The 17,792-nt window shown below is 64.2% G+C and carries 19 protein-coding genes; 6 read left to right on the top strand and 13 right to left on the bottom strand.

The window, feature by feature from the left end; genetic code table 11:
* Nucleotides 1-2: 2 nt before the first annotated feature.
* Nucleotides 3-1,115 carry a succinyl-diaminopimelate desuccinylase gene (gene dapE / locus SMA01S_RS04870; protein WP_066818035.1) on the bottom strand — a complete coding sequence of 371 codons (1,113 nt, stop codon included), beginning with the start codon at nt 1,113-1,115 and terminating at the stop codon, nt 3-5.
* A gap of 89 nt (nt 1,116-1,204) precedes the next feature.
* Here dapE and SMA01S_RS04865 point away from each other — a divergent pair, with 89 nt between their 5' ends.
* The 4 genes from SMA01S_RS04865 (at nt 1,205) to SMA01S_RS04850 (ending at nt 4,253) form a co-directional block, all read left to right on the top strand.
* Nucleotides 1,205-1,549: a hypothetical protein gene (locus SMA01S_RS04865; RefSeq protein WP_066818032.1), complete on the top strand. Its 345-nt coding sequence runs from the start codon at nt 1,205-1,207 to the stop codon at nt 1,547-1,549.
* Between the two features lie 2 nt (nt 1,550-1,551).
* Complete coding sequence (locus tag SMA01S_RS04860; protein ID WP_066818030.1) at nt 1,552-2,001, top strand: cupin domain-containing protein; 450 nt, start codon at nt 1,552-1,554, stop codon at nt 1,999-2,001.
* 125 nt (nt 2,002-2,126) lie between these two features.
* Entirely contained in the window at nt 2,127-3,230 is a 1,104-nt protein-coding gene (locus SMA01S_RS04855; protein ID WP_245649160.1) for a DUF47 family protein, read from the top strand.
* Between the two features lie 9 nt (nt 3,231-3,239).
* Nucleotides 3,240-4,253, top strand: coding sequence for an inorganic phosphate transporter (locus SMA01S_RS04850; RefSeq protein ID WP_066818028.1), 1,014 nt, complete (start codon nt 3,240-3,242; stop codon nt 4,251-4,253).
* A gap of 19 nt (nt 4,254-4,272) precedes the next feature.
* Here SMA01S_RS04850 and SMA01S_RS04845 read toward each other — a convergent pair whose 3' ends face one another.
* The 4 genes from SMA01S_RS04845 to SMA01S_RS04830 all read right to left on the bottom strand — a co-directional run bounded on the left by SMA01S_RS04845 (nt 4,273) and on the right by SMA01S_RS04830 (nt 9,510).
* Nucleotides 4,273-4,704: a globin domain-containing protein gene (locus SMA01S_RS04845; protein ID WP_066818026.1), complete on the bottom strand. Its 432-nt coding sequence runs from the start codon at nt 4,702-4,704 to the stop codon at nt 4,273-4,275.
* A gap of 50 nt (nt 4,705-4,754) precedes the next feature.
* Entirely contained in the window at nt 4,755-5,426 is a 672-nt protein-coding gene (locus tag SMA01S_RS04840) for a glutathione S-transferase family protein (protein ID WP_066818022.1), read from the bottom strand.
* A gap of 72 nt (nt 5,427-5,498) precedes the next feature.
* Nucleotides 5,499-8,021, bottom strand: a complete 2,523-nt coding sequence (locus SMA01S_RS04835) for an ATP-binding protein (protein ID WP_084250075.1) — start codon at nt 8,019-8,021, stop codon at nt 5,499-5,501.
* A gap of 7 nt (nt 8,022-8,028) precedes the next feature.
* Complete coding sequence (locus tag SMA01S_RS04830; RefSeq protein ID WP_066818020.1) at nt 8,029-9,510, bottom strand: ATPase domain-containing protein; 1,482 nt, start codon at nt 9,508-9,510, stop codon at nt 8,029-8,031.
* 198 nt (nt 9,511-9,708) lie between these two features.
* On the opposite strand from SMA01S_RS04830, the gene SMA01S_RS04825 reads away from it, so the two are divergent.
* On the top strand, nt 9,709-10,368 hold the full coding sequence (locus SMA01S_RS04825; RefSeq protein WP_084250074.1) for an SH3 domain-containing protein: 660 nt from the start codon (nt 9,709-9,711) through the stop codon (nt 10,366-10,368).
* A 40-nt stretch (nt 10,369-10,408) separates the two neighbouring features.
* Here SMA01S_RS04825 and SMA01S_RS04820 read toward each other — a convergent pair whose 3' ends face one another.
* On the bottom strand, nt 10,409-10,795 hold the full coding sequence (locus tag SMA01S_RS04820; RefSeq protein ID WP_066818015.1) for a carboxymuconolactone decarboxylase family protein: 387 nt from the start codon (nt 10,793-10,795) through the stop codon (nt 10,409-10,411).
* Between the two features lie 108 nt (nt 10,796-10,903).
* Between SMA01S_RS04820 and SMA01S_RS04815 the strand changes: the two genes are divergently transcribed.
* Entirely contained in the window at nt 10,904-11,806 is a 903-nt protein-coding gene (locus tag SMA01S_RS04815; RefSeq protein ID WP_066818012.1) for a LysR family transcriptional regulator, read from the top strand.
* A 17-nt stretch (nt 11,807-11,823) separates the two neighbouring features.
* Here SMA01S_RS04815 and SMA01S_RS04810 read toward each other — a convergent pair whose 3' ends face one another.
* From SMA01S_RS04810 to rpmH, 7 genes are all read right to left on the bottom strand, one after another.
* On the bottom strand, nt 11,824-12,954 hold the full coding sequence (locus tag SMA01S_RS04810; protein WP_066818009.1) for a zinc-binding dehydrogenase: 1,131 nt from the start codon (nt 12,952-12,954) through the stop codon (nt 11,824-11,826).
* Nucleotides 12,955-13,016: 62 nt separating this feature from the next.
* Nucleotides 13,017-14,372, bottom strand: a complete 1,356-nt coding sequence (locus SMA01S_RS04805; protein WP_066818006.1) for a M28 family metallopeptidase — start codon at nt 14,370-14,372, stop codon at nt 13,017-13,019.
* 54 nt (nt 14,373-14,426) lie between these two features.
* Complete coding sequence (gene yihA, locus SMA01S_RS04800; protein ID WP_066818003.1) at nt 14,427-15,065, bottom strand: ribosome biogenesis GTP-binding protein YihA/YsxC; 639 nt, start codon at nt 15,063-15,065, stop codon at nt 14,427-14,429.
* A 1-nt stretch (nt 15,066) separates the two neighbouring features.
* Nucleotides 15,067-16,773, bottom strand: a complete 1,707-nt coding sequence (yidC, locus tag SMA01S_RS04795) for a membrane protein insertase YidC (protein ID WP_066818000.1) — start codon at nt 16,771-16,773, stop codon at nt 15,067-15,069.
* Between the two features lie 27 nt (nt 16,774-16,800).
* Nucleotides 16,801-17,013, bottom strand: a complete 213-nt coding sequence (gene yidD, locus SMA01S_RS04790) for a membrane protein insertion efficiency factor YidD (protein ID WP_066589294.1) — start codon at nt 17,011-17,013, stop codon at nt 16,801-16,803.
* Entirely contained in the window at nt 17,010-17,333 is a 324-nt protein-coding gene (rnpA, locus tag SMA01S_RS04785) for a ribonuclease P protein component (protein WP_245649156.1), read from the bottom strand. The genes yidD and rnpA overlap by 4 nt, the downstream gene beginning before the upstream one ends.
* Nucleotides 17,334-17,413: 80 nt before the next feature.
* On the bottom strand, nt 17,414-17,548 hold the full coding sequence (gene rpmH, locus SMA01S_RS04780; RefSeq protein ID WP_066589281.1) for a 50S ribosomal protein L34: 135 nt from the start codon (nt 17,546-17,548) through the stop codon (nt 17,414-17,416).
* Between the last annotated feature and the right edge of the window lie 244 nt (nt 17,549-17,792).

The following is a 17,792-nucleotide window of genomic DNA, read 5'->3' as shown; positions in this document are numbered from 1 at the left end:
CATCAACCAACTGCCGTGATGATCTCCGCGTAGATGTCGACCAGGTCATGCAAGTCCGCGATCGCCACCGCCTCGTCGGTCTTGTGCATCGTCGCGTTGACCAGCCCGAATTCGACCGTCGGGCAGAGCTGGGACAGGAAGCGTGCGTCGCTCGTCCCCCCGGTGGTGGACAATGCCGGCACGACGCCCGCGACTTTCTCGATCGCGCGCGTGACCAGGGCCGACAGCGCGCCCGGCTGGGTCAGGAACGCTTCGCCGGAAATGCGGGCGATCACATGCGCGTCGGGCGCGTGCGCCTTCACCGTCCGCTCGATCAACGCGACCAGATCTTCGCCATTCTGCTCGTCGTTGAACCGGATCGACATCCGCGCCGATGCCTTGGCAGGGATGACGTTGGTCGCCGGGTTACCGACGGTCACGTCGGTCACCTCGATATTCGACGGCTGGAACCAGTGGTTGCCCTGGTCGAGTTCGATCGCGTCGATCGCCGCCAGCGCCGCGACCAGCTTGGGGATCGGATTGTCGGCGAGATGCGGATAGGCGACATGTCCCTGGCGTCCCGGCACGTCGACCCAGATATTGACCGACCCGCGCCGCCCGATCTTAATCATGTCGCCCAGCCGCGCGGTCGAGGTCGGTTCGCCCACCAGGCAGTAATCGGGCGTCAGTCCGCGCGCAGCCATTCGGTCGAGGATCGCGCGCGTGCCGTAAATGGCGGGACCTTCCTCGTCTCCGGTGATCAGCAGGCTGAGCGTCGGCCCCTCGACCCGCGCGGACGCCGCTGCAAAGGCGGCGATCGCGCCTTTCATGTCGACCGCGCCGCGGCCGTAGAGCAGGTCGCCGCGAACCTCCGGCACGAATGCGCCGCTCGTCCAGCTGTCGCCGGGCGGCACCACGTCGAGATGCCCGGCAAAGGCGAAATGCGAACCCTTGCCGTGGCGGATCGCGATCATGTTCTCGACCGGACCGTCGGGCTCTTCGCCAACGGTGAAGCGGTCGATCTCGAACCCGATCACGCTAAGCGCCTGGGCAAGGACGTCGAACACTTCGCCTCTGGCGGGCGTCACGCTTTCGGCGGCGATCAATGCCTTGGTGAGTTCGACGACGTTGGGCACGGCATTCCCCGACTGGACAGGACCTGCCTCTTGCCTTGCAACGGCGAGAAGGGAAAGGTCCGCGCGTACGGGGGTGCGGAGAATCACCAATGCCTATTCTGTTCCTTCTCGCCGCCGCGTCACTCGTCCCGCAGGAGGCCGACGACAATGTGGCCGTCGACATCAGCCCGGGCCATTGCGTCGCCGCCGCCGATCGGCTCGACGACGCCGTCCGCCTGGCGCGCGAGATGCTCGACAGCAAGAGCGCGGCCGGCGGGCCCGACCGCACACCGACCGAGGCGCGCGTCGCGCGGGCGCAAGCCGTGGCCGCGGCGATCAGGACGCGTTTCCCGAAGGTAGCCGCGACCGACGACGACCGCGATGATATTTCGGGCGGCGACGTGATGCCGTTCGCCGAACAATGTCTGACCGCGAAGCCTCCCAAGGGGAAATAGGCATGCCCAAGCTCGATCTGGATGCGATCCCGCAGAGCAACGCCACCGGCTATCCACCCGAATATGCCGGCGTCGTGAAGGAGCGTTGGTACCGCCGACTCGCGCCGGCCAGCGGCGTCACCGATTTCGGCTTCAGCCACGTGACGCTCAAGCCCGGCGCCTGGTCGTCGCAACGCCATTGGCATGAAGGCGAGGACGAGTTTGTCGTCATGCTGTCGGGTGAGGCGATTCTCGTCGACGACGACGGTGAACATGCGATGCGCGCGGGGGATGTCGCGGCATTCCCGAAGGGCGATGGCAACGGCCATGTGTTGCAGAACCGATCCGACAGCGACTGCGTGTTCATCGCGGTCGGCGGTCGGGGAGCAAGCGATTGCCACTATCCCGATATCGACATGCATCTAGCGGGCGCGGTCGGCGAGCAGCGGCGCAAGGACGGGAGCAGGTTCTGATTGGCGGATCGTCCGGCGGTTTTGTGATGGCGCGCAGCCGCACTGGATGCTAGCGGAACGATCGGCCGGTCGTCGCTTGCGTGGCCGCCAATGAGGGAGTTCTGACAATTCGCCAGATCGCGGCTTTGCCGTACCGGACCGAAGGCGCCGCCAGCGACGCCCCGATCCGTATCCTGCTCGTCACCTCGCGCGAAAACCGTCGCTGGGTCATTCCCAAGGGCAATCCGTCTTCGGGAGTGGCCGCTCATGCTGCGGCTGCGATCGAGGCCGAGGAGGAAGCGGGGGTGCAGGGGCTCGTCTGTCCGACTCCGCTCGGGACCTATCGTTACCGCAAACGGCAAAAGAACGGCGCGTCGCTGATGATCGACGTCGATGTCTTTCCGCTGGCGGTCAATCGCGAGCTGACGGCCTGGAAGGAACAGGGCGAACGCGAACGGCGCTGGGTCAGCCTGCCCGAAGCGGCGTCGATGGTCGACGAGCCCGATCTCAGCGATCTCATCCGCTCGTTCGGCCCGTCCGAATTCAAGGCGGCCGCGCGCCGCACCGGCTTTGCCGCCGCTACCAAATCGAGGATCAGTCCCATGTTCGCCTGGTTTCAGCGCCTGTTGCCCAAGAGCGGCAACTTCTTCGAGATGTTCGAGGCGCATTCGCTGACGGTCACCGCCGCCGCCGATGCGCTATCGCGACTGCTCCAGGACGGCACGGGCGCGGCGCCGGATCATATCCGCGAAGTGATCGAGCGCGAGAACGACGCCGACGAGATCACCCGCGCGGTGCTCAAGACGGTGCGCGAGACCTTTCTGACGCCGTTCGACCGCGGCACCATCACCAGCCTGATCGGATCGATGGACGATGCGATCGACGAGATGCAGGCCGCGGTGCAGGCGATCGATCTGTACGAGGTTCGCGAGTTCGAACAGGAAATGAAGGACATGGCGGCAATCATCGTCGATGCCGCGCGGCTGACCGCGGAGGCGATGCCGCTGCTGCGCGATGTCGGCCGCAACGCCAGCCGCCTTCACGAGCTGACCGAGCGACTGGTCCGGATGGAAGGCCATGCCGACGACATCCACCGCGCCGGTGTGAAACGCGGCTTCGTCGAATATGGCCGCGACGACACGCTGCGCTTCATCGTCGCACGCGAAGTCTACAAGCATCTCGAACGGATCGTTGACGCATTCGAGGACGTCGCCAACGAGATCGATGGCATCGTCATCGATCACGCCTGAGCCCAGTCGATGAACGATCTCGCTTTCCCGCTGCTGGTCGGCCTGATCCTCGTCGCGCTGGCGTTCGACTTTTTGAACGGCCTGCACGACGCGGCCAATTCGATCGCGACGGTGGTGTCGACCAGGCTGTTGAAGCCGGTTCATGCCGTGCTCTTTGCCGGCGTGTTCAATTTCGCCGCCTATTTCCTGACCATCACCTTTCCCAGCCTGCACAAGGTCGCGTCGACGATCGGGCAGGGGCTGATCGACAAGAACCTGGTGACGCCGGGGGTCGTTTTCGGCGCGCTGATCGGCGCGATGTTCTGGAACATCGTGACGTGGCTGAAGGGCATTCCGTCATCCTCGAGCCACGCCCTGGTCGGCGGGATCATCGGAGCGGGCGTCGCGCATGCCGGCATGACCGGCATTCAGTGGAACGGGCTCAACAAGACGCTGATCGCGATTGTGCTGTCGCCGGTGCTCGGCATGATCCTGTCGATGCTGATCATGCTGGCGACCAGTTGGATGTTCTCGCGTGCCAGCAATCGCGGCGCCGAGCGCAGTTTTCGGGTGCTCCACCTGATCTCGTCGGGCACCTATTCGCTGAGCCACGGTCTCAACGACGCGCAGAAGACGATGGGCATCATCACCGTGCTGCTGTTCTCGACCGGCTATCTGCACGGCAAGTTCGAGGTGCCGCATTGGGTAGCGATCAGCTGCTATATCGCGATGGGCCTGGGCACGTTGATGGGCGGGTGGAAAATCATCGAGACGATGGGCAGCCGCATCACCAAATTATCCCAGCATCAGGGATTCAGCGCGTCGGCCGGCGGCACGATCATGGTGTTCACCGCCTCGCTGCTCGGTATTCCCGTGTCGACCACGCATACGATCACCGGCTGCGTCATCGGCGCCGGTGTCGCCAAGCGCGCGAGCGCGGTACGCTGGGGTGTCGCGGGCGACGTCGTCGTCGCCTGGATCGTCACGATCCCGGCGTCGGCAGCGGTCGGCGCGCTGTTCTACTTGCTGACGACGTTGTTCTGATCGGCAACCGTGCGGCCGGTCAGGCTGCGTCGTGGAGGTCGCGATAGTCGTTGCTGGCGGCGATCATGACATCCGCGACCAGGGCGTAAGCGCTCTTCCAGGCCTGCATCGTCGCGCTGTCGATCGTGGAGCCACCATGCACGGTAATCATGTGCATCAACGCGTCGCCGGCGACCGCATAATGGCGGTCCTCCACCCCATAACCGACATGCCGCTCGGCCAGCTTGCGGAGGCCGGGCAGCATGACGTCCAGGCTGCTCAATCCCGTGACGATCTTGGCCAGGGCCGAGATCAAATGTCGGCCTTGTTCGGTCATGTCGTTCCGGAACAAGGGGCGGGTGTCGGGGGCGAGTAGGAACAGGCGATCGTAGAACAACCGCGCGGCAGCATCGGAGTCGAGCAGGACCTGGACGAAACTGTCTCGGACAAGATTGACCTGGTTCGGATCCATCGCCCCACCGTCATCGCGATCGCGGGTAAATATGCCGTATAGGGCCCTGCCTAGGTGTTTGTCGCCGGATGTTCGAATTTCTCGATCACCCATTCCTCTTCCTGCGCGCCGGCGATCCAGTCCTGCATGAAGGGGTGCGTCAGCACCGCCTCGACATAGGCCGCCGCGAAGCGCGCGACCGGCAATTGATAGGTGACGATGCGCGTACAGACGGGCGCGTACATGATGTCCGCCGCGCCGAATTCACCGAACAGGAAAGGCCCGGTGCCGCCGAACCGCGCGCGGGCTTGCGCCCAGATTTCCATCAACCGGGTCAGTTCGGCGACGACATCGTCGTCGGGGCGCTTGGGCGGATAGACCTGGCGGATGTTCATGCCGTGCTTGTTGCGCAGCGCGGCGAAACCCGAATGCATCTCCGCCGCCATCGATCGCGCCATCGCCCGCGCGGCATCGTCCTTCGGCCAGAACTTGTCGGCGCCAGTCTTGTCCTTGAGGAATTCGACGATCGCCAGACTGTCCCAGACGACGATGTCGCCGTCCCACAGGATCGGCACCTTGCCCGATGACGGGGCGAATTCGTCGCCCTGGCGGCGCTTGTCCCAGTCGTCGTCGTACAGTGGCACGACGACTTCCTCGAACGGCAGTCCCGATTGCTTGCACGCCAGCCAGCCGCGCAGCGACCAACTCGAATAGGCTTTGTTGCCGATGATGAGCTTGAGCATGGCGCCGGGGGATAGAGAGCCGGGTAGGGCGCGGCAAGCGGGTGAATGCGCGATCGGCCGATCGGCCGTCGCTCAGTCGCCGATGACCTCGCGAATCCTGCCGGTCAGCGCGTCCATCGCGAACGGCTTGGTCAGCACGTGCATCCCGCGTTCGAGCTGGCCGTTGCCGATCACCGCATTTTCGGCATAGCCGGTGATGAACAGCACCTTGAGATCGGGGCGTTCGACTCGTGCAGCGTCAGCCAACTGACGACCATTCATCCCCCTGGGCAGGCCGACATCGGTGACCAGCAACTGGATCGCCGGATTGGCCTGGAGCATCGCCAGTCCGGACGCTCCGTCTCCCGCTTCAATCGCGGTATAGCCCAAATCGGCGAGGGCATCGGCAATCAGCGCACGGATCGCCGGCTCATCGTCGACCACCAGGACGGTTTCGCTGCCAGCGGACGGTGTCGGAGGTGCATGATCGGGTGATACCTGCTCCGCATCCTCGCGCGAATGAACGCGCGGAAAATACAGGCACATCGTCGTCCCTTGGCCGAGCTCGGAATAGATCCGCACCTGGCCGCCGGACTGGCGCACGAACCCATAGATCATCGACAGGCCAAGGCCGGTTCCCTCGCCGAGCGGCTTGGTCGTGTAGAAGGGATCGAACGCGCGTTCGATCGTCTCGGCGGACATGCCGGTGCCGGTGTCGGTCACGCACAGCGAAATATATTGGCCGGGTGGCAGGTCGCGGTCGCGCGCGCCTGTGTGATCGAGCCACTTGTTCGCGGTTTCGATCGTGATGCGGCCGCCATCGGGCATCGCGTCGCGCGCGTTGATGCAGAGATTGAGCAGCGCATTTTCGAGCTGATTGGGATCGATCAAGGTCGTCCACAATCCTCCCGCGCCGACCACTTCGAGCTCGATCTGCGGGCCGACCGAGCGCCGCAGGAATTCTTCCATATTGGCGATCAGCCGGTTGACGTCGGTCGGCCTCGGGTCGAGCGTCTGGCGTCGGGAAAAGGCGAGCAGCCGATGCGTCAGCGCCGCCGCGCGCTTGGTCGCGCTGCGCGCCATTTCGACATATTTGTCGATCTCCGCCGTCCGGCCCTGCTTGATGCGCATCTCGATCAGTTCGAGTCCGCCTGAGATACCGGTGAGGAGATTGTTGAAATCGTGCGCCAATCCGCCGGTCAGTTGGCCGACCGCTTCCATCTTCTGTGCCTGGCGCAATTGTTCCTGCGCGGCCTCGCTTTCGCGCGTCCGTTCCTCGACCTGCTGCTCGAGCGACTCTGCCAGCGCGGCGAGCGAAAGTTCCGCTTGGCGCCGCTCGATTGCCGCCTGCGTACGATCGGCGACGTCGCGGACGAACGCGACGTCCTCCGCGATCCACGCGCGCGGCCCCTTGTCGTTGAGATAAAGCAAGGCGACGAAATTGTTGTGATCGACCAGCGGCATGTTGAGCACCGCGCGGGCATGGATTGCTTCCAGCGCGGCGGCGGTCGCGGCGGTGCGCGGGTCTTCGCGCGCATCGGCGATTGCGACCAGTTCGCCGCGCTTCAAGTCTTCGATATAGGAGCCATAGTCGCGAAAATGGAGCACGCCCGCCAGGCTATCGGTCCCGGCAGCGTTCCAGTCGCGCTCGATCGTAATGGTTTCCGCCACCGGATCGATGATGCCATAGCCCGCGCGGCTGACGCCGAGCGTCGACCCCAGGATCTCCGTCGCCAGGAACGACATCGCGGCAGGGTCGGTCATCTGGCGCAGGCCATCGCCCAGCGCGATCAACGCCGCCTGGTGGCTTTCGGTGCGGCGGCGCGACGTGATGTCTTGCGACACGCCGACCATCTGCGAGATCCTGCCCCGGGCGTCATATTCCAGCCGCCCATTGACCTGAACCCAATGGAGCGAGCCGTCGGGCCATAAGATCCGATATTCGACATCGTAATGCTCGCCGCTTGCCATCGAGCGCTCGGCGGTGGCGCGCATCCGCTCGCGATCGTCGGGATGGATCGCAGCGATCAGCTGATCGAAGTCGAACGGCTCGTCAGCGCGCCGGCCGTAATGGGCCTTGCATTCGGGCGACGCATGCAGCGTGTTTGTCTTGAGCTCCATCGTCCAGGCGCCGAGCCCGCCGGCGTTCAGCGCGACGCGCAACCGCTCCTGGCCCGCGCGGATGTCCTCGAGCCGCGTCCGCGCCTCATATTGCCGCAATCGCGCACGCCGGGCCGCGCGGGCGAGGCTGATCAGCGTCGTCGGATGGAAGGGGCGTTCGAGGAAGGTGACGTTACCCAGAATCTCGAGCAATCGTACCGCGCCCGGATTGCGTTCGAGCCCGCCGCCGCGCGCGGTCAGGACGATGAACGGGAAATCGGACCATTCCGCCTGGTCGGCAAGGAAGCCGGCGAGGTCGCGCAAGTCGGCGCCGCGCAGCGCCTCTTCGGTGACGATCGCGAAGCCCGCTCCGCCGCGCAACGCGCGAACGAACGAGGGAATGTCGGGGAAGGCCGCCGCTTCGAGACCTGCCTCGCGCAGCATCGCTTCTGCTACGGCCGCGTCGCGCCCATGCGGCGCCAAAATAACGGCGCCTTCGGCAATCGTGCGATTCAAGAGACGATCACCTCTGCTTCACGTCGAGCAGCCCGGCGTCATCGTCGCCGACGAGGCTCGGCACACCGCGCAGCACGCCCTGGAAGCCGGTGAGCGGCTCGCCGAGCGTAATCCCTTTATGGTTGATCATGAACTCTCTGATCGTATCTTCATGGAAGCCCGTGCGCTTCTTAACGATCGAGATGGCGCGCCGGACCCGTCCCAATGCTTCGAAATAGCGCAGCAGGATGACCGTGTCGGCGAGGTAGGTGACGTCGACCGGCGATTTCATGTCGCCGACCAGCCCGTGCTGGGCGACGGTCAGGAAGGTCGTGCTGCCCTGGCGGTTCAGATATTGGAGCAACTCGTGCATGTGCAGGATCAGTGCCTGCTCCTCGGGCATCGCTGACTGATAGCCGTTGAGGCTGTCGATCACGACGGTGCGGGCGCCGTACTTTTCGACGCAGACGCGCACGCGCTCGGAGAATTCGCCTGGGGTCAATTCGGCGGCGTCGATCTGTTCGATCACCAACCGCCCGGTATCGACCATCCCCTGGAGGTCGATGCCAAGCCCCTTCGAGCGCTCGAACAGCAGCCCGAGTTCCTCATCGAAAATAAACATCGCCGCGCTTTCGCCGCGGTTGATCGCGGCTTGGACGAAGCTGAGCGTGAGCAGCGATTTGCCGGTGCCGGCGGGGCCAAGGATCAGGTTGCTCGCCCCGCGTTCGAAACCGCCGCCAAGCAGTTCGTTGAGGGGGTCATTGTCGATCGGCACGGTCTCACGCTTGAAGTTCGTCCGATGTTCGGCGGATACCAGTCGCGGAAACACGCGGATGCCGCCCGTCTGGATCACGAAATCGTGATATCCTCCGCGATATCGGCGGCCGCGATATTTGAGCACGCGCATCCGCCGGCGCTCCGGCCCGTAATTGGGCGATAGTTCTTCCAGGCGGATCACCGCGTGCGCGACGCTGTGCACGGTCTTGTCCATGACATCGGCGGTCAGATCGTCGAGCATCAGCACGGTCGCGTCATTGTGCGAAAAATAATGTTTCAGCGCGAGGATCTGGCGGCGATAGCGCAGCGAACTTTGCGCGAGCAGCCGGATTTCGGACAAGCTGTCGAGCACCACCCGCGCCGGTTTCACCCGTTCGAACGCCTCGAATATGCGCCTCGTTGTTTCGCCGAGTTCGAGGTCGGAAGAATAGAGCAGGCTCTGTTGCTGTTCGTCGTTGAGCAGGTTCTCGGGTGGGACCAGCTCGAAAATCTCGAAATTCTTCGGAAACTGCCAGCCATGCGACGCAGCGCCGTCGCGCAACTCTTCCTCCGTTTCGGACAAGGTAATGTAGAGTACTTTTTCATCCTTCGCGGCGCCGGCCATGAGAAACTGGCTGGCGAGGGTCGTCTTGCCGGTGCCGGGGCTGCCTTCGACAAGAAATAGCCTGCCGTTCGCCAGGCCGCCGGCAAGGATTTCATCCAGTCCGGCGACGCCGGTTGCACAATTTCCCATCGTAACTGCATCTCCGCAAACATTCGCCGTTAACGGTATCGCGCCCGTTACGACTTGTTGCTCAATGCTGGATCGGCGATTTCGATCCCCCGGAGCTTGCCGCGGTGGCACCTTTTCGCTGCCGGGAATTGTCCGAAATGATCGTTTATATGAACATTTTCATGTGCTTACAGAATCTGGCCGCAGCGATTGACTCGGATGCCCACGCATGATGCCTTGTGGGGCATGAGGATCGCCCTGCTCGCGGCGCTGGCCGCCATGACCCTTCCCGCCACGGCGCACGCGGACAAGCTGCCGCCGCGGGACGAATGCGCCGCGGATGCGTCGTTCGCCGCGTTCCGCACGACATTGAAGGACATCGTCGCCCGCAAGGACGCGAAGGCGCTGTTGGCGCTGACGCCGCCGGACATCGAATATTCGCTCGACCCGGGCATCCCGGGCAAAGCGGGGTTCGCGAAGGAATGGGACCTGGCCCACCCCGCGTCATCGAACCTGTGGACCGAACTCGATCTGGCATTGTCGCTCGGCTGCGCACTCGATCCGGGCGAGGCGAGCATTCCCTATATGTATGCGCGCCTGCCGCAGTCGCGTGACACATTCGCGACCACAATGCCCAGCCGGCCGCGGGTCAATCTGCGCGCCAGCGCGAATACCGACAGCCCGGTCGTGGCATTGCTCGACTGGGACATCCTGACCGTCATCGACGAGAAGGACAGTGCATGGACGCACGTGAAGACCGACGAGGGCAAGGAAGGCTATGTTCGCGTCGATTTCCTGCGCAACCCGCTCGCCTATCGCGCGATCTTTCGAAAGCGCGACGGCAAGTGGATGATGGCGATTTTCATCAACGGCGATTGATCCCGAGGCGGCCGCGCATCGCGCTCGATGTCACGGTTTCCTAAGGCGCGCTCACCCCCAGCACGTCGCGCAGTTCAGCGAGCGCGTTCCGGACGGCCGCGCCGCCAGCATAGAAAACAAGTTGAAGAATCGCTTCAATTATCTGCTCGCGGCTGGCGCCCGCGGCGAGCGCCGCATGTGCGTGAGCACGAAGCTGAATAACCGGATGCCCCAATGTCACGCATGACGCGATGACGACGAGTTCGCGCGTAACGAGATCGAGCCCTGGCCGCGCCATGATACCTCCGAGCGCCCATTCGATCGACATGTCGACGAAGTCGGGGCAGATGCCGGCCATATCGTCGACCAGCGCCTTCGCCGCGCCATCGCCGTGGAGTTGCTCAAGAAGCATCATGCCCCGGCTATGGGCTTCCTTGTTGCTCAGCATCTGCGATCTCCAAGATACCTGAGGGATTGAATGACGCAGGGTTTCGCCCAACCGGCACGCGCGATAAACAGTTAAAAATTTCGAATTGATCGAAGCCGGAGTTGTTAATTGGATCGCCTTCGCAGTATCGCCGTCTTCGTTCGTGTGGCGGAGCGCGGGAGCTTCGCCGCTGCCGCAGGTGATTTCGGGATATCAGGCACGATGGTAGGCCAGCATATCCGGGCGCTGGAGGGCTGGCTCGGCGGGCGCCTCCTCAACCGGACGACGCGGCGGCAATGCCTGACTGAACTCGGCCGACTCGTCCAAGCGCGTTGCCGCGACATTCTACGCGGCCTCGACGACATGGAGGCGCTGGGCGCATCGGCGTCAGGCGAAATTGCCGGGCAGCTTCGTGTGATGACGCCGGTGTCGTTCGGCGCGCACGCTCTAGCGCCGGTCCTCAAGGACTATCTTCGCAACCACCCCAAGGTGGAAATCGACCTTATCGTCAGCGACGCGCGTCGCGACATGGTCGAGGAGGGGATCGACGTCGTCGTCCGGGTCGGCGAGTTGGCTGACTCCACGATGAAAGCCAGGGCGCTGGCGCCGTATCGCTCGATCCTGTGCGCCGCGCCGTCCTATCTCGAGAAACACGGTCATCCGGTCACGCCGGATGAACTGACGTCCCATGCCTGTCTCGGCTTTGCCAATCCGGTGGCGGGTCGGCGGTGGCGGCTCGTCGGCGCCGATGGCGAACGGGTCGTCCCGATCAGCCTGACGCTGGCGGTAAATAGCGGCGAAGCGCTCCGCATGGCCGCGTTGAGCGGCCTGGGCATCATCATGCAGCCCGAAGTCCTCGTGGCCCAGGATCTCCGCACCGGCGGGCTGGTGCCCGTTCTCGAGGATTATGCCTCGGACGTCCGCCCGACGCATGTCCTGCTGCATCCCGATCGCCATCCGCCGCCGAAGGTGCGCACCTTCGTTGACTTTCTGACCGCACGATTTGGTCGTCGCCTGGCAGGCGAGAACTAGCCCGCGCGGCGCGGCGATCATCCTGTCCTGGACGGCACGATCAGATACTTCTCACCGGTCTTCTTCGCGCTGTAGGCGAGCAGCGTGTCCTTATCGAGCGCCTCGGCAAGGGAGATTTCGGCGGTGTAATGGCTGGCGAAGGTCGTGCGGATCTCGGCGGCAACGCGGGCGCGCATGCGGCCTACCACCTCGGCGCCGGCCTTCATCAGGAACGGGGTCAGCAGAAACCCGCTGACGCTCCAGGCAAAGCCGGTGTCGCGGCCGATCAGCGTCGGGCCCAGGTCGAGCATGCCATAGATATAGACCTGCTTGTGCGTGTTCGATCCGTAGCGACTATAAGTCGTTGCGTTGCGGTTGGCGGCGACTTCCATCGCGGCGATGATCTGACCGGCCAGGGGACCGCCGCCGATCGCATCGAACGCGATCGTCGCGCCGGTTTCGGCGAGCGCGTCGACCAGGTCGTCGCGGAAGGTCGGCGATGTCGAATCGACAATGTACGTCGCGCCGATATCGCGCAGAATCTTCGCCTGTTCGGCCGATCGCACGATGTTCACCAGCTTCACTCCATCGGCGATGCAGATGCGGTTGAGCATCTGGCCGAGGTTGGACGCGGCGGCGGTGTGGACCAGGGCGGTATGGCCTTCGGCGCGCATCGTTTCGACCATCGCCAGCGCGGTCAACGGGTTGACGAAGGCGGACGCGCCTTCGCGCGCGGTGACGCCGTCGGGGAAGGGGAGCAGGTCGGTCAGCCGCGCCTTGCGATATTGCGTGTACATACCGCCGCCGATCACCGCGACGGTCTTGCCGATCAAATCCTCGGCGCCTTCACCGGCCGCGATCACGGTGCCGGCGCCTTCGTTGCCGACGGGCATGGATTCGTTGAGGCGCGCTCGCACGATCGGCATGCGCTGTGCGGGGATGTCGGCCGTCAGCACCGGGCGATCGGGCGTACCACCCTGGCGCAGGGTGGCGAGGTCCGCGGGTCCCGTGAGCAGGCCGAGATCCGAGGGATTGATCGGAGCGGCCTCGATCCGGATGATCACCTCGCCCGGACCCGGAGGCGACAATTCGGCATCGACCAGCGACAATTCGAGCTTGCCGTCGGTTACCAGCGAACGCAGTTCGAGGCCCTTGGTCGATGCGGTCATAAATCCTCCCGGTATTTTTCGATTGTTCGGTATGTAGCCCAGGGAGGGATCGGTTCAAGCCCTCATGATTTTGGGCGACCGTTGGGTTTCCACTCCGGCTTGAACCCGCCCGAGGCGAGCAACCGGATCGGCGCGACCAGCGAGCGGATCGCGCTGGTCATATAGTCGATGTCGAGATTCTCGACCGTGTCGGTCGGCTGGTGATAGGTCGGTACCACCGCCCAGCCCGAAAAGGTGTGCGCGACGATCCCCTTGAGCGCGAGCGAGTAATTGTCCGATCGCTCGAAGAAGCTCTGCTCGGGATAAGGATCGGCGGCGATCAGCGCGCCCTGGCTCTTCATCATGTCGAACAGGTTGGAGCGTTCGGAGCCGGTCATCATCAACGATCCCTTGGGAAGCTTGGGATCCTGCGCGCCGATCATCTCGAACTCGATATTGGCGACCAGGTCGGTCAGCGGCACCGGCGGATGCTCGCCGAACCAGGTCGAGCCGAGGCCGCCGATTTCCTCGCTGCCATAAGCCACGAACAGGATACCGCGCTTCTGCGGCCCCCTTGCGGCGAATGCGCGGGCGAGTTCGATCACTGCGACCGTGCCGGAGGCGTCGTCATTGGCGCCGGGCATCACCGTGCCGTCCGGTCGAACGCCCAGATGATCGAGATGCGCCGACAAAAGGATCACGCCCGCCTTGGGATCGGTGCCGGGCAGATAACCGACCGCGTTGGTGGTGATCGCCTTGGAGGTCGAGATCGGCACATCGATCGACACGTCGGCGCCTGCCGCGATGCCGGCCAGCGTGTCGGCGGGAATCGTCGCCACCGTCATCGGCGGGCGACGGCTTGGGGTGCCTTCGATCGTCGTCGGCAGTGATGGCTTGCCGCCGATCATGCCGAGAAACTTGCGGCTGGCGTCGCTCTCTGCGGCCAATACGAGCTTGATCCCCTTGCCGCGCAGTTTGCGGGCAAAGGTCATCAGATCGTTGGCCGGCCCGGTATAGACGATCACGTCGGCCGAAGGGATCTCGCCATCCGGGCGCGAGACGATCACCGCTTTGCCGCCAGCGGTCCCGCCGCCCGTCACCAACAGTGTCACACCTGCCACCGGCTTGCCGTCGATGGTCAGGGTCGGCGGACCGGCGATGGCGCGGCGAGTGAGCGGCGCGGTCTGTAAATAGGAGTCCATCCCCGGCGCGCGGTGCAGTCCGAAATCGCGGAAAAGCGAGGCGACATAGCCCGCGGCGATCGCCTCGTCGGCGGTCGCGCTGCCGCGGCCGCGCAGCCCGGGTCCGGCGAGCAGCATTTCCTCCGCGAGGACCCTCGTGCGGTCGATCGCCGGCGCCGACGCTTTGTCGCGCGACGCGGCGGGCAGTGCCGGCAACGACGCGAGCGCCAGCGCCGCGATAAGGCCGATATTTTTCATGGATGGTCCCCCGGATCGGTTTTCCCGATCCTTAGGAACTGGGGCGGACGAAAGCTAGCCGAGCGCCTCGATCACTGCGGCGCGCAATTCGGGCATGCCGAGCCCGGTTTCGCTGGAGGTCGACAGAATGTCGGGATGCGCGGCGGGGCGCTTGCGGGCTTCCTCGGCAGTCTCGGCGGCGACCTTGTCGAGCTCGGTCGGCTTGATCTTGTCGGCCTTGGTCAGGACCAGGCGATAGCTCACCGCCGCCTTGTCGAGCATGTCCATGATCTCGCGGTCGACATCCTTGATGCCATGCCGGGCGTCGATCAGCACCAGCGCCCGCTTGAGCGCCTGGCGCCCACGCAGGAAGTCGTTGACTAGATAACGCCACTTCCTGACCACATCCTTGGGCGCCTTGGCGAAGCCATAGCCGGGCATGTCGACCAGCCGGAAGGCGAGGGGTTCGCCCACGTCGAAGAAGTTGAGCTCCTGCGTCCGTCCCGGCGTGTTCGAGGTACGCGCCAGGCTGTTACGATTGGTCAGCTTGTTGAGCAGCGACGATTTGCCGACGTTCGAGCGGCCGGCAAACGCGACTTCGGGCACCACCGGATCGGGCAGATGTTCGAGCGCCGGCGCGGATTTGAGGAACGCGACCGGGCCGGCGAAAATCTTGCGCGCCGTCTCGATCGCGTCCTCGTCGAATTCACTCACGTTATTTGACCACCGCTTGCTTGAGGGCAGGGTGCCGCGCGTAGAGGATACGCTGCTGCAACACGGTCAACAGGTTGCTGGTGATCCAGTAGACCTGAAGCCCGACCGCGAACGGCGCCATCACGAACATCAGCACCCAGGGCATCAGCGCGAAGACCTGCTTCTGCGCATCGTCCATCGGCTGCGGGTTCATCTTGAACTGCAACCACATCGAGATGCCGAGCAGGATCGGCACCACGCCGATCGCGATCATGTGCGGCGGCGTGAAGTGCAGAATGCCGAACAGGTTGAGCGGCGTCAGCGGATCCGGCGCCGACAGATCCTTGATCCAGGCGACGAATGGCTGGTGCCGCATTTCGATCGTCAGCATCAGCACCTTGTAGAGCGAATACATGATCGGGATCTGGAGGAAGGTCGGCAGGCAGCCGGCGAGCGGATTGACGCCTTCCGCCTTGTACAGCGCCATCACTTCCTGCTGCTGGCGCTGCTTGTCGTCCTTATGCTTTTCCTGCAGCGCCTTCATCTTCGGCTGGATAGCGCGCATCTGCGCCATCGAGGCGAACTGGCGTTGTGCGATCGGGAAGATCAGCAGGCGGATCGTCACGGTCAGCAGCATGATCGCCACGCCGAAATTGCCGACCATGCGGAACAGCCAATCGAGATAATAGAAGATCGGCTTTTCGATGGGACGGAACCAGCCCCAATCGAGCGCATAGTCGAACAAGCCGATGCCGGCCTTATCGGTATAATGGTCGAGCAGGCGCACTTCCTTCGCCCCGGCGAAGAAGCGGCTCGTCTGGCTCAGGCGCTGACCCGGCGCCAGATCCTTGGCGATGCGCGAATAATCGGCCTGATAGCCGCCCTTGCCGGTCGACTGGAATTCGCCGGCGAAGCTCGCAGCCTGGTCGGGAACCAGCGCGGTCAGCCAATATTTGTCGGTGAAGCCGAGCCAGCCGCCAGTGGTCGAGAATTTCTGCGCGGCCTTGTCGACGTCCTTCCAATTGACGTCGTAATGGGCGCTGCCGTCATGGACCGACATCGGGCCGACCTGGATCGACCAGGTGTCGAGATCCTTCGACGCTTCGGCACGATTGACCAGGCCATAGGGCGCGACCTTGATCGGCTGGGCCGCGCCGTTGGCGACGGTCTGGCGGACGGTGAACATGTAATCCTGGTCGACCGCCAGATCGATTTCGAAACGCTGGCCCTGGCCGTTGGTGGTGGTCAGCGTGACCGGCTTGCCAGGCGCCAGGACGCTGCCGCTCGCCGTCCAGACGGTATCGGGCGTCGGCGGCTTGATGCCGGTATCCTGCCAGCCGAATTCGGCGAAATAGGCACCCGCGGTTCCCGCCGGCGACAGCAGCCGGATCGGCGGCGAGTTCTTGTCGATCGTTTCTTTATACTGGGTCAGCAGCAGGTCATCGATCCGCGCGCCCTTGAGGTTGATCGAGCCCTTAAGCGTCGGCGTGTCGATTGGAACGCGTTGCGCCGCGGTTTCGCCGAGCACAGCCTTGATGTCGCGAATCGCACCGGGGCTTGCCGCGGTCGGTGCGCCAGGGCTGGGCTGGACCTGGGTCTTGCCACCCTCGATCTTCGTGACGGGCGGGTTTGCCGGCGGCATGATCCGGTTCATGACCAGCGGCCACGCGAACAGCAGCAGTACCGCGAGCACCGCGAACATGATGAAATTGCGATTGTCGTTCTTCACGCGCTCAGGAACCTTCGATCAGAAAAATCAGGGAACGGGGTCGGGCCCGTACCCGCCCCAGGGATGGCACCGGGCAATGCGCTTCACTGCCAACCACCCGCCCTTCAGCGCGCCATAGCGGCGAAGCGCGGTGATTGCATAGGCCGAACAGGAAGGTTGATAGCGACAGGTGGGTGGCATCACTGCCGACGGGCCGATTTGCCACAAGCGAACCAACGCGATCAGGATTTTCGCGATCATCGCGAAACCTTTGCCAGCGCTTTGGTCAGATCGGCCTTGAGTTGCGCGAAGTCGCGAGTCAGCGCGTCGGGGCGTCCGATCAGCACGTGATCCGCGCCGGCGACACCGCTGACGCTCAGTACATCGTGCGCCAGCGCCCTAAAACGCCGCTTGATGCGGTTGCGAACGACGGCGTTGCCGATCTTCTTGGTGACCGTATAGCCGACGCGCATCGTCGCATCTTGGTCGTCGCGACGGCGGACCAGCAGCACGAAGGCGGGCATCGGCGCGCGCTTGCCGGCATTGGCCGCCAGGAAATCGCGCCGCTTGGTCAACGTCACCACGGCTGCGGAAACGGCACCAGCCCGCGCTCCCGAAGGAGGCGGGCTGGCCGAATCATCTTGCAAAGCAGGGTCGGGTGTTACGCCGACAGCTTCTTGCGGCCGCGATTGCGACGCGCGCGGATCACATTGCGTCCGCCCACCGTCGCCATCCGCGCGCGGAAGCCGTGCCGGCGCGCACGCACCAGGTTGCTCGGCTGAAAAGTCCGCTTCATCGTTCATTCCCTGTACGTCGAAATTGAAAAGGGCCGCCACAGGGACGGCCTTGTGGGGTGCGCGCTTAAGCGAGAGTGCGGCTGAAGTCAACGCGTGAAGGGCGTTCGGCATCGGGCCGCAGATGGGGTTGCTGTGTTGGCGGCGCAAGACACGAGCCAGGATTGCATCGCGATCGTCCCGCACCGGGCGGGTCCGTCGAATAGTGGCGCGAGCGATGAAAATGACGCTGGGAGGTTGCGGCGG

This window comes from Sphingomonas mali NBRC 15500, from assembly GCF_001598415.1.
Taxonomy (GTDB): Bacteria; Pseudomonadota; Alphaproteobacteria; order Sphingomonadales; family Sphingomonadaceae; genus Sphingomonas; species Sphingomonas mali.
This window is presented reverse-complemented; position numbering and strand designations above follow the sequence as displayed.

Excerpts from the sequence above, each read along its gene's own strand:
- SMA01S_RS04865 (WP_066818032.1), top strand. The coding sequence starts at position 1,205 with ATGCCTATTCTGTTCCTTCTCGCCGCCGCGTCACTCGTCCCGCAGGAG.
- SMA01S_RS04860 (WP_066818030.1), top strand. The coding sequence starts at position 1,552 with ATGCCCAAGCTCGATCTGGATGCGATCCCGCAGAGCAACGCCACCGGC.
- SMA01S_RS04850 (WP_066818028.1), top strand. The coding sequence starts at position 3,240 with ATGAACGATCTCGCTTTCCCGCTGCTGGTCGGCCTGATCCTCGTCGCG.
- SMA01S_RS04845 (WP_066818026.1), bottom strand. The coding sequence starts at position 4,704 with ATGGATCCGAACCAGGTCAATCTTGTCCGAGACAGTTTCGTCCAGGTC.
- SMA01S_RS04840 (WP_066818022.1), bottom strand. The coding sequence starts at position 5,426 with ATGCTCAAGCTCATCATCGGCAACAAAGCCTATTCGAGTTGGTCGCTG.
- SMA01S_RS04830 (WP_066818020.1), bottom strand. The coding sequence starts at position 9,510 with ATGGGAAATTGTGCAACCGGCGTCGCCGGACTGGATGAAATCCTTGCC.
- SMA01S_RS04825 (WP_084250074.1), top strand. The coding sequence starts at position 9,709 with ATGCCCACGCATGATGCCTTGTGGGGCATGAGGATCGCCCTGCTCGCG.
- SMA01S_RS04820 (WP_066818015.1), bottom strand. The coding sequence starts at position 10,795 with ATGCTGAGCAACAAGGAAGCCCATAGCCGGGGCATGATGCTTCTTGAG.
- SMA01S_RS04810 (WP_066818009.1), bottom strand. The coding sequence starts at position 12,954 with ATGACCGCATCGACCAAGGGCCTCGAACTGCGTTCGCTGGTAACCGAC.
- SMA01S_RS04805 (WP_066818006.1), bottom strand. The coding sequence starts at position 14,372 with ATGAAAAATATCGGCCTTATCGCGGCGCTGGCGCTCGCGTCGTTGCCG.
- yidD (WP_066589294.1), bottom strand. The coding sequence starts at position 17,013 with ATGATCGCGAAAATCCTGATCGCGTTGGTTCGCTTGTGGCAAATCGGC.
- rpmH (WP_066589281.1), bottom strand. The coding sequence starts at position 17,548 with ATGAAGCGGACTTTTCAGCCGAGCAACCTGGTGCGTGCGCGCCGGCAC.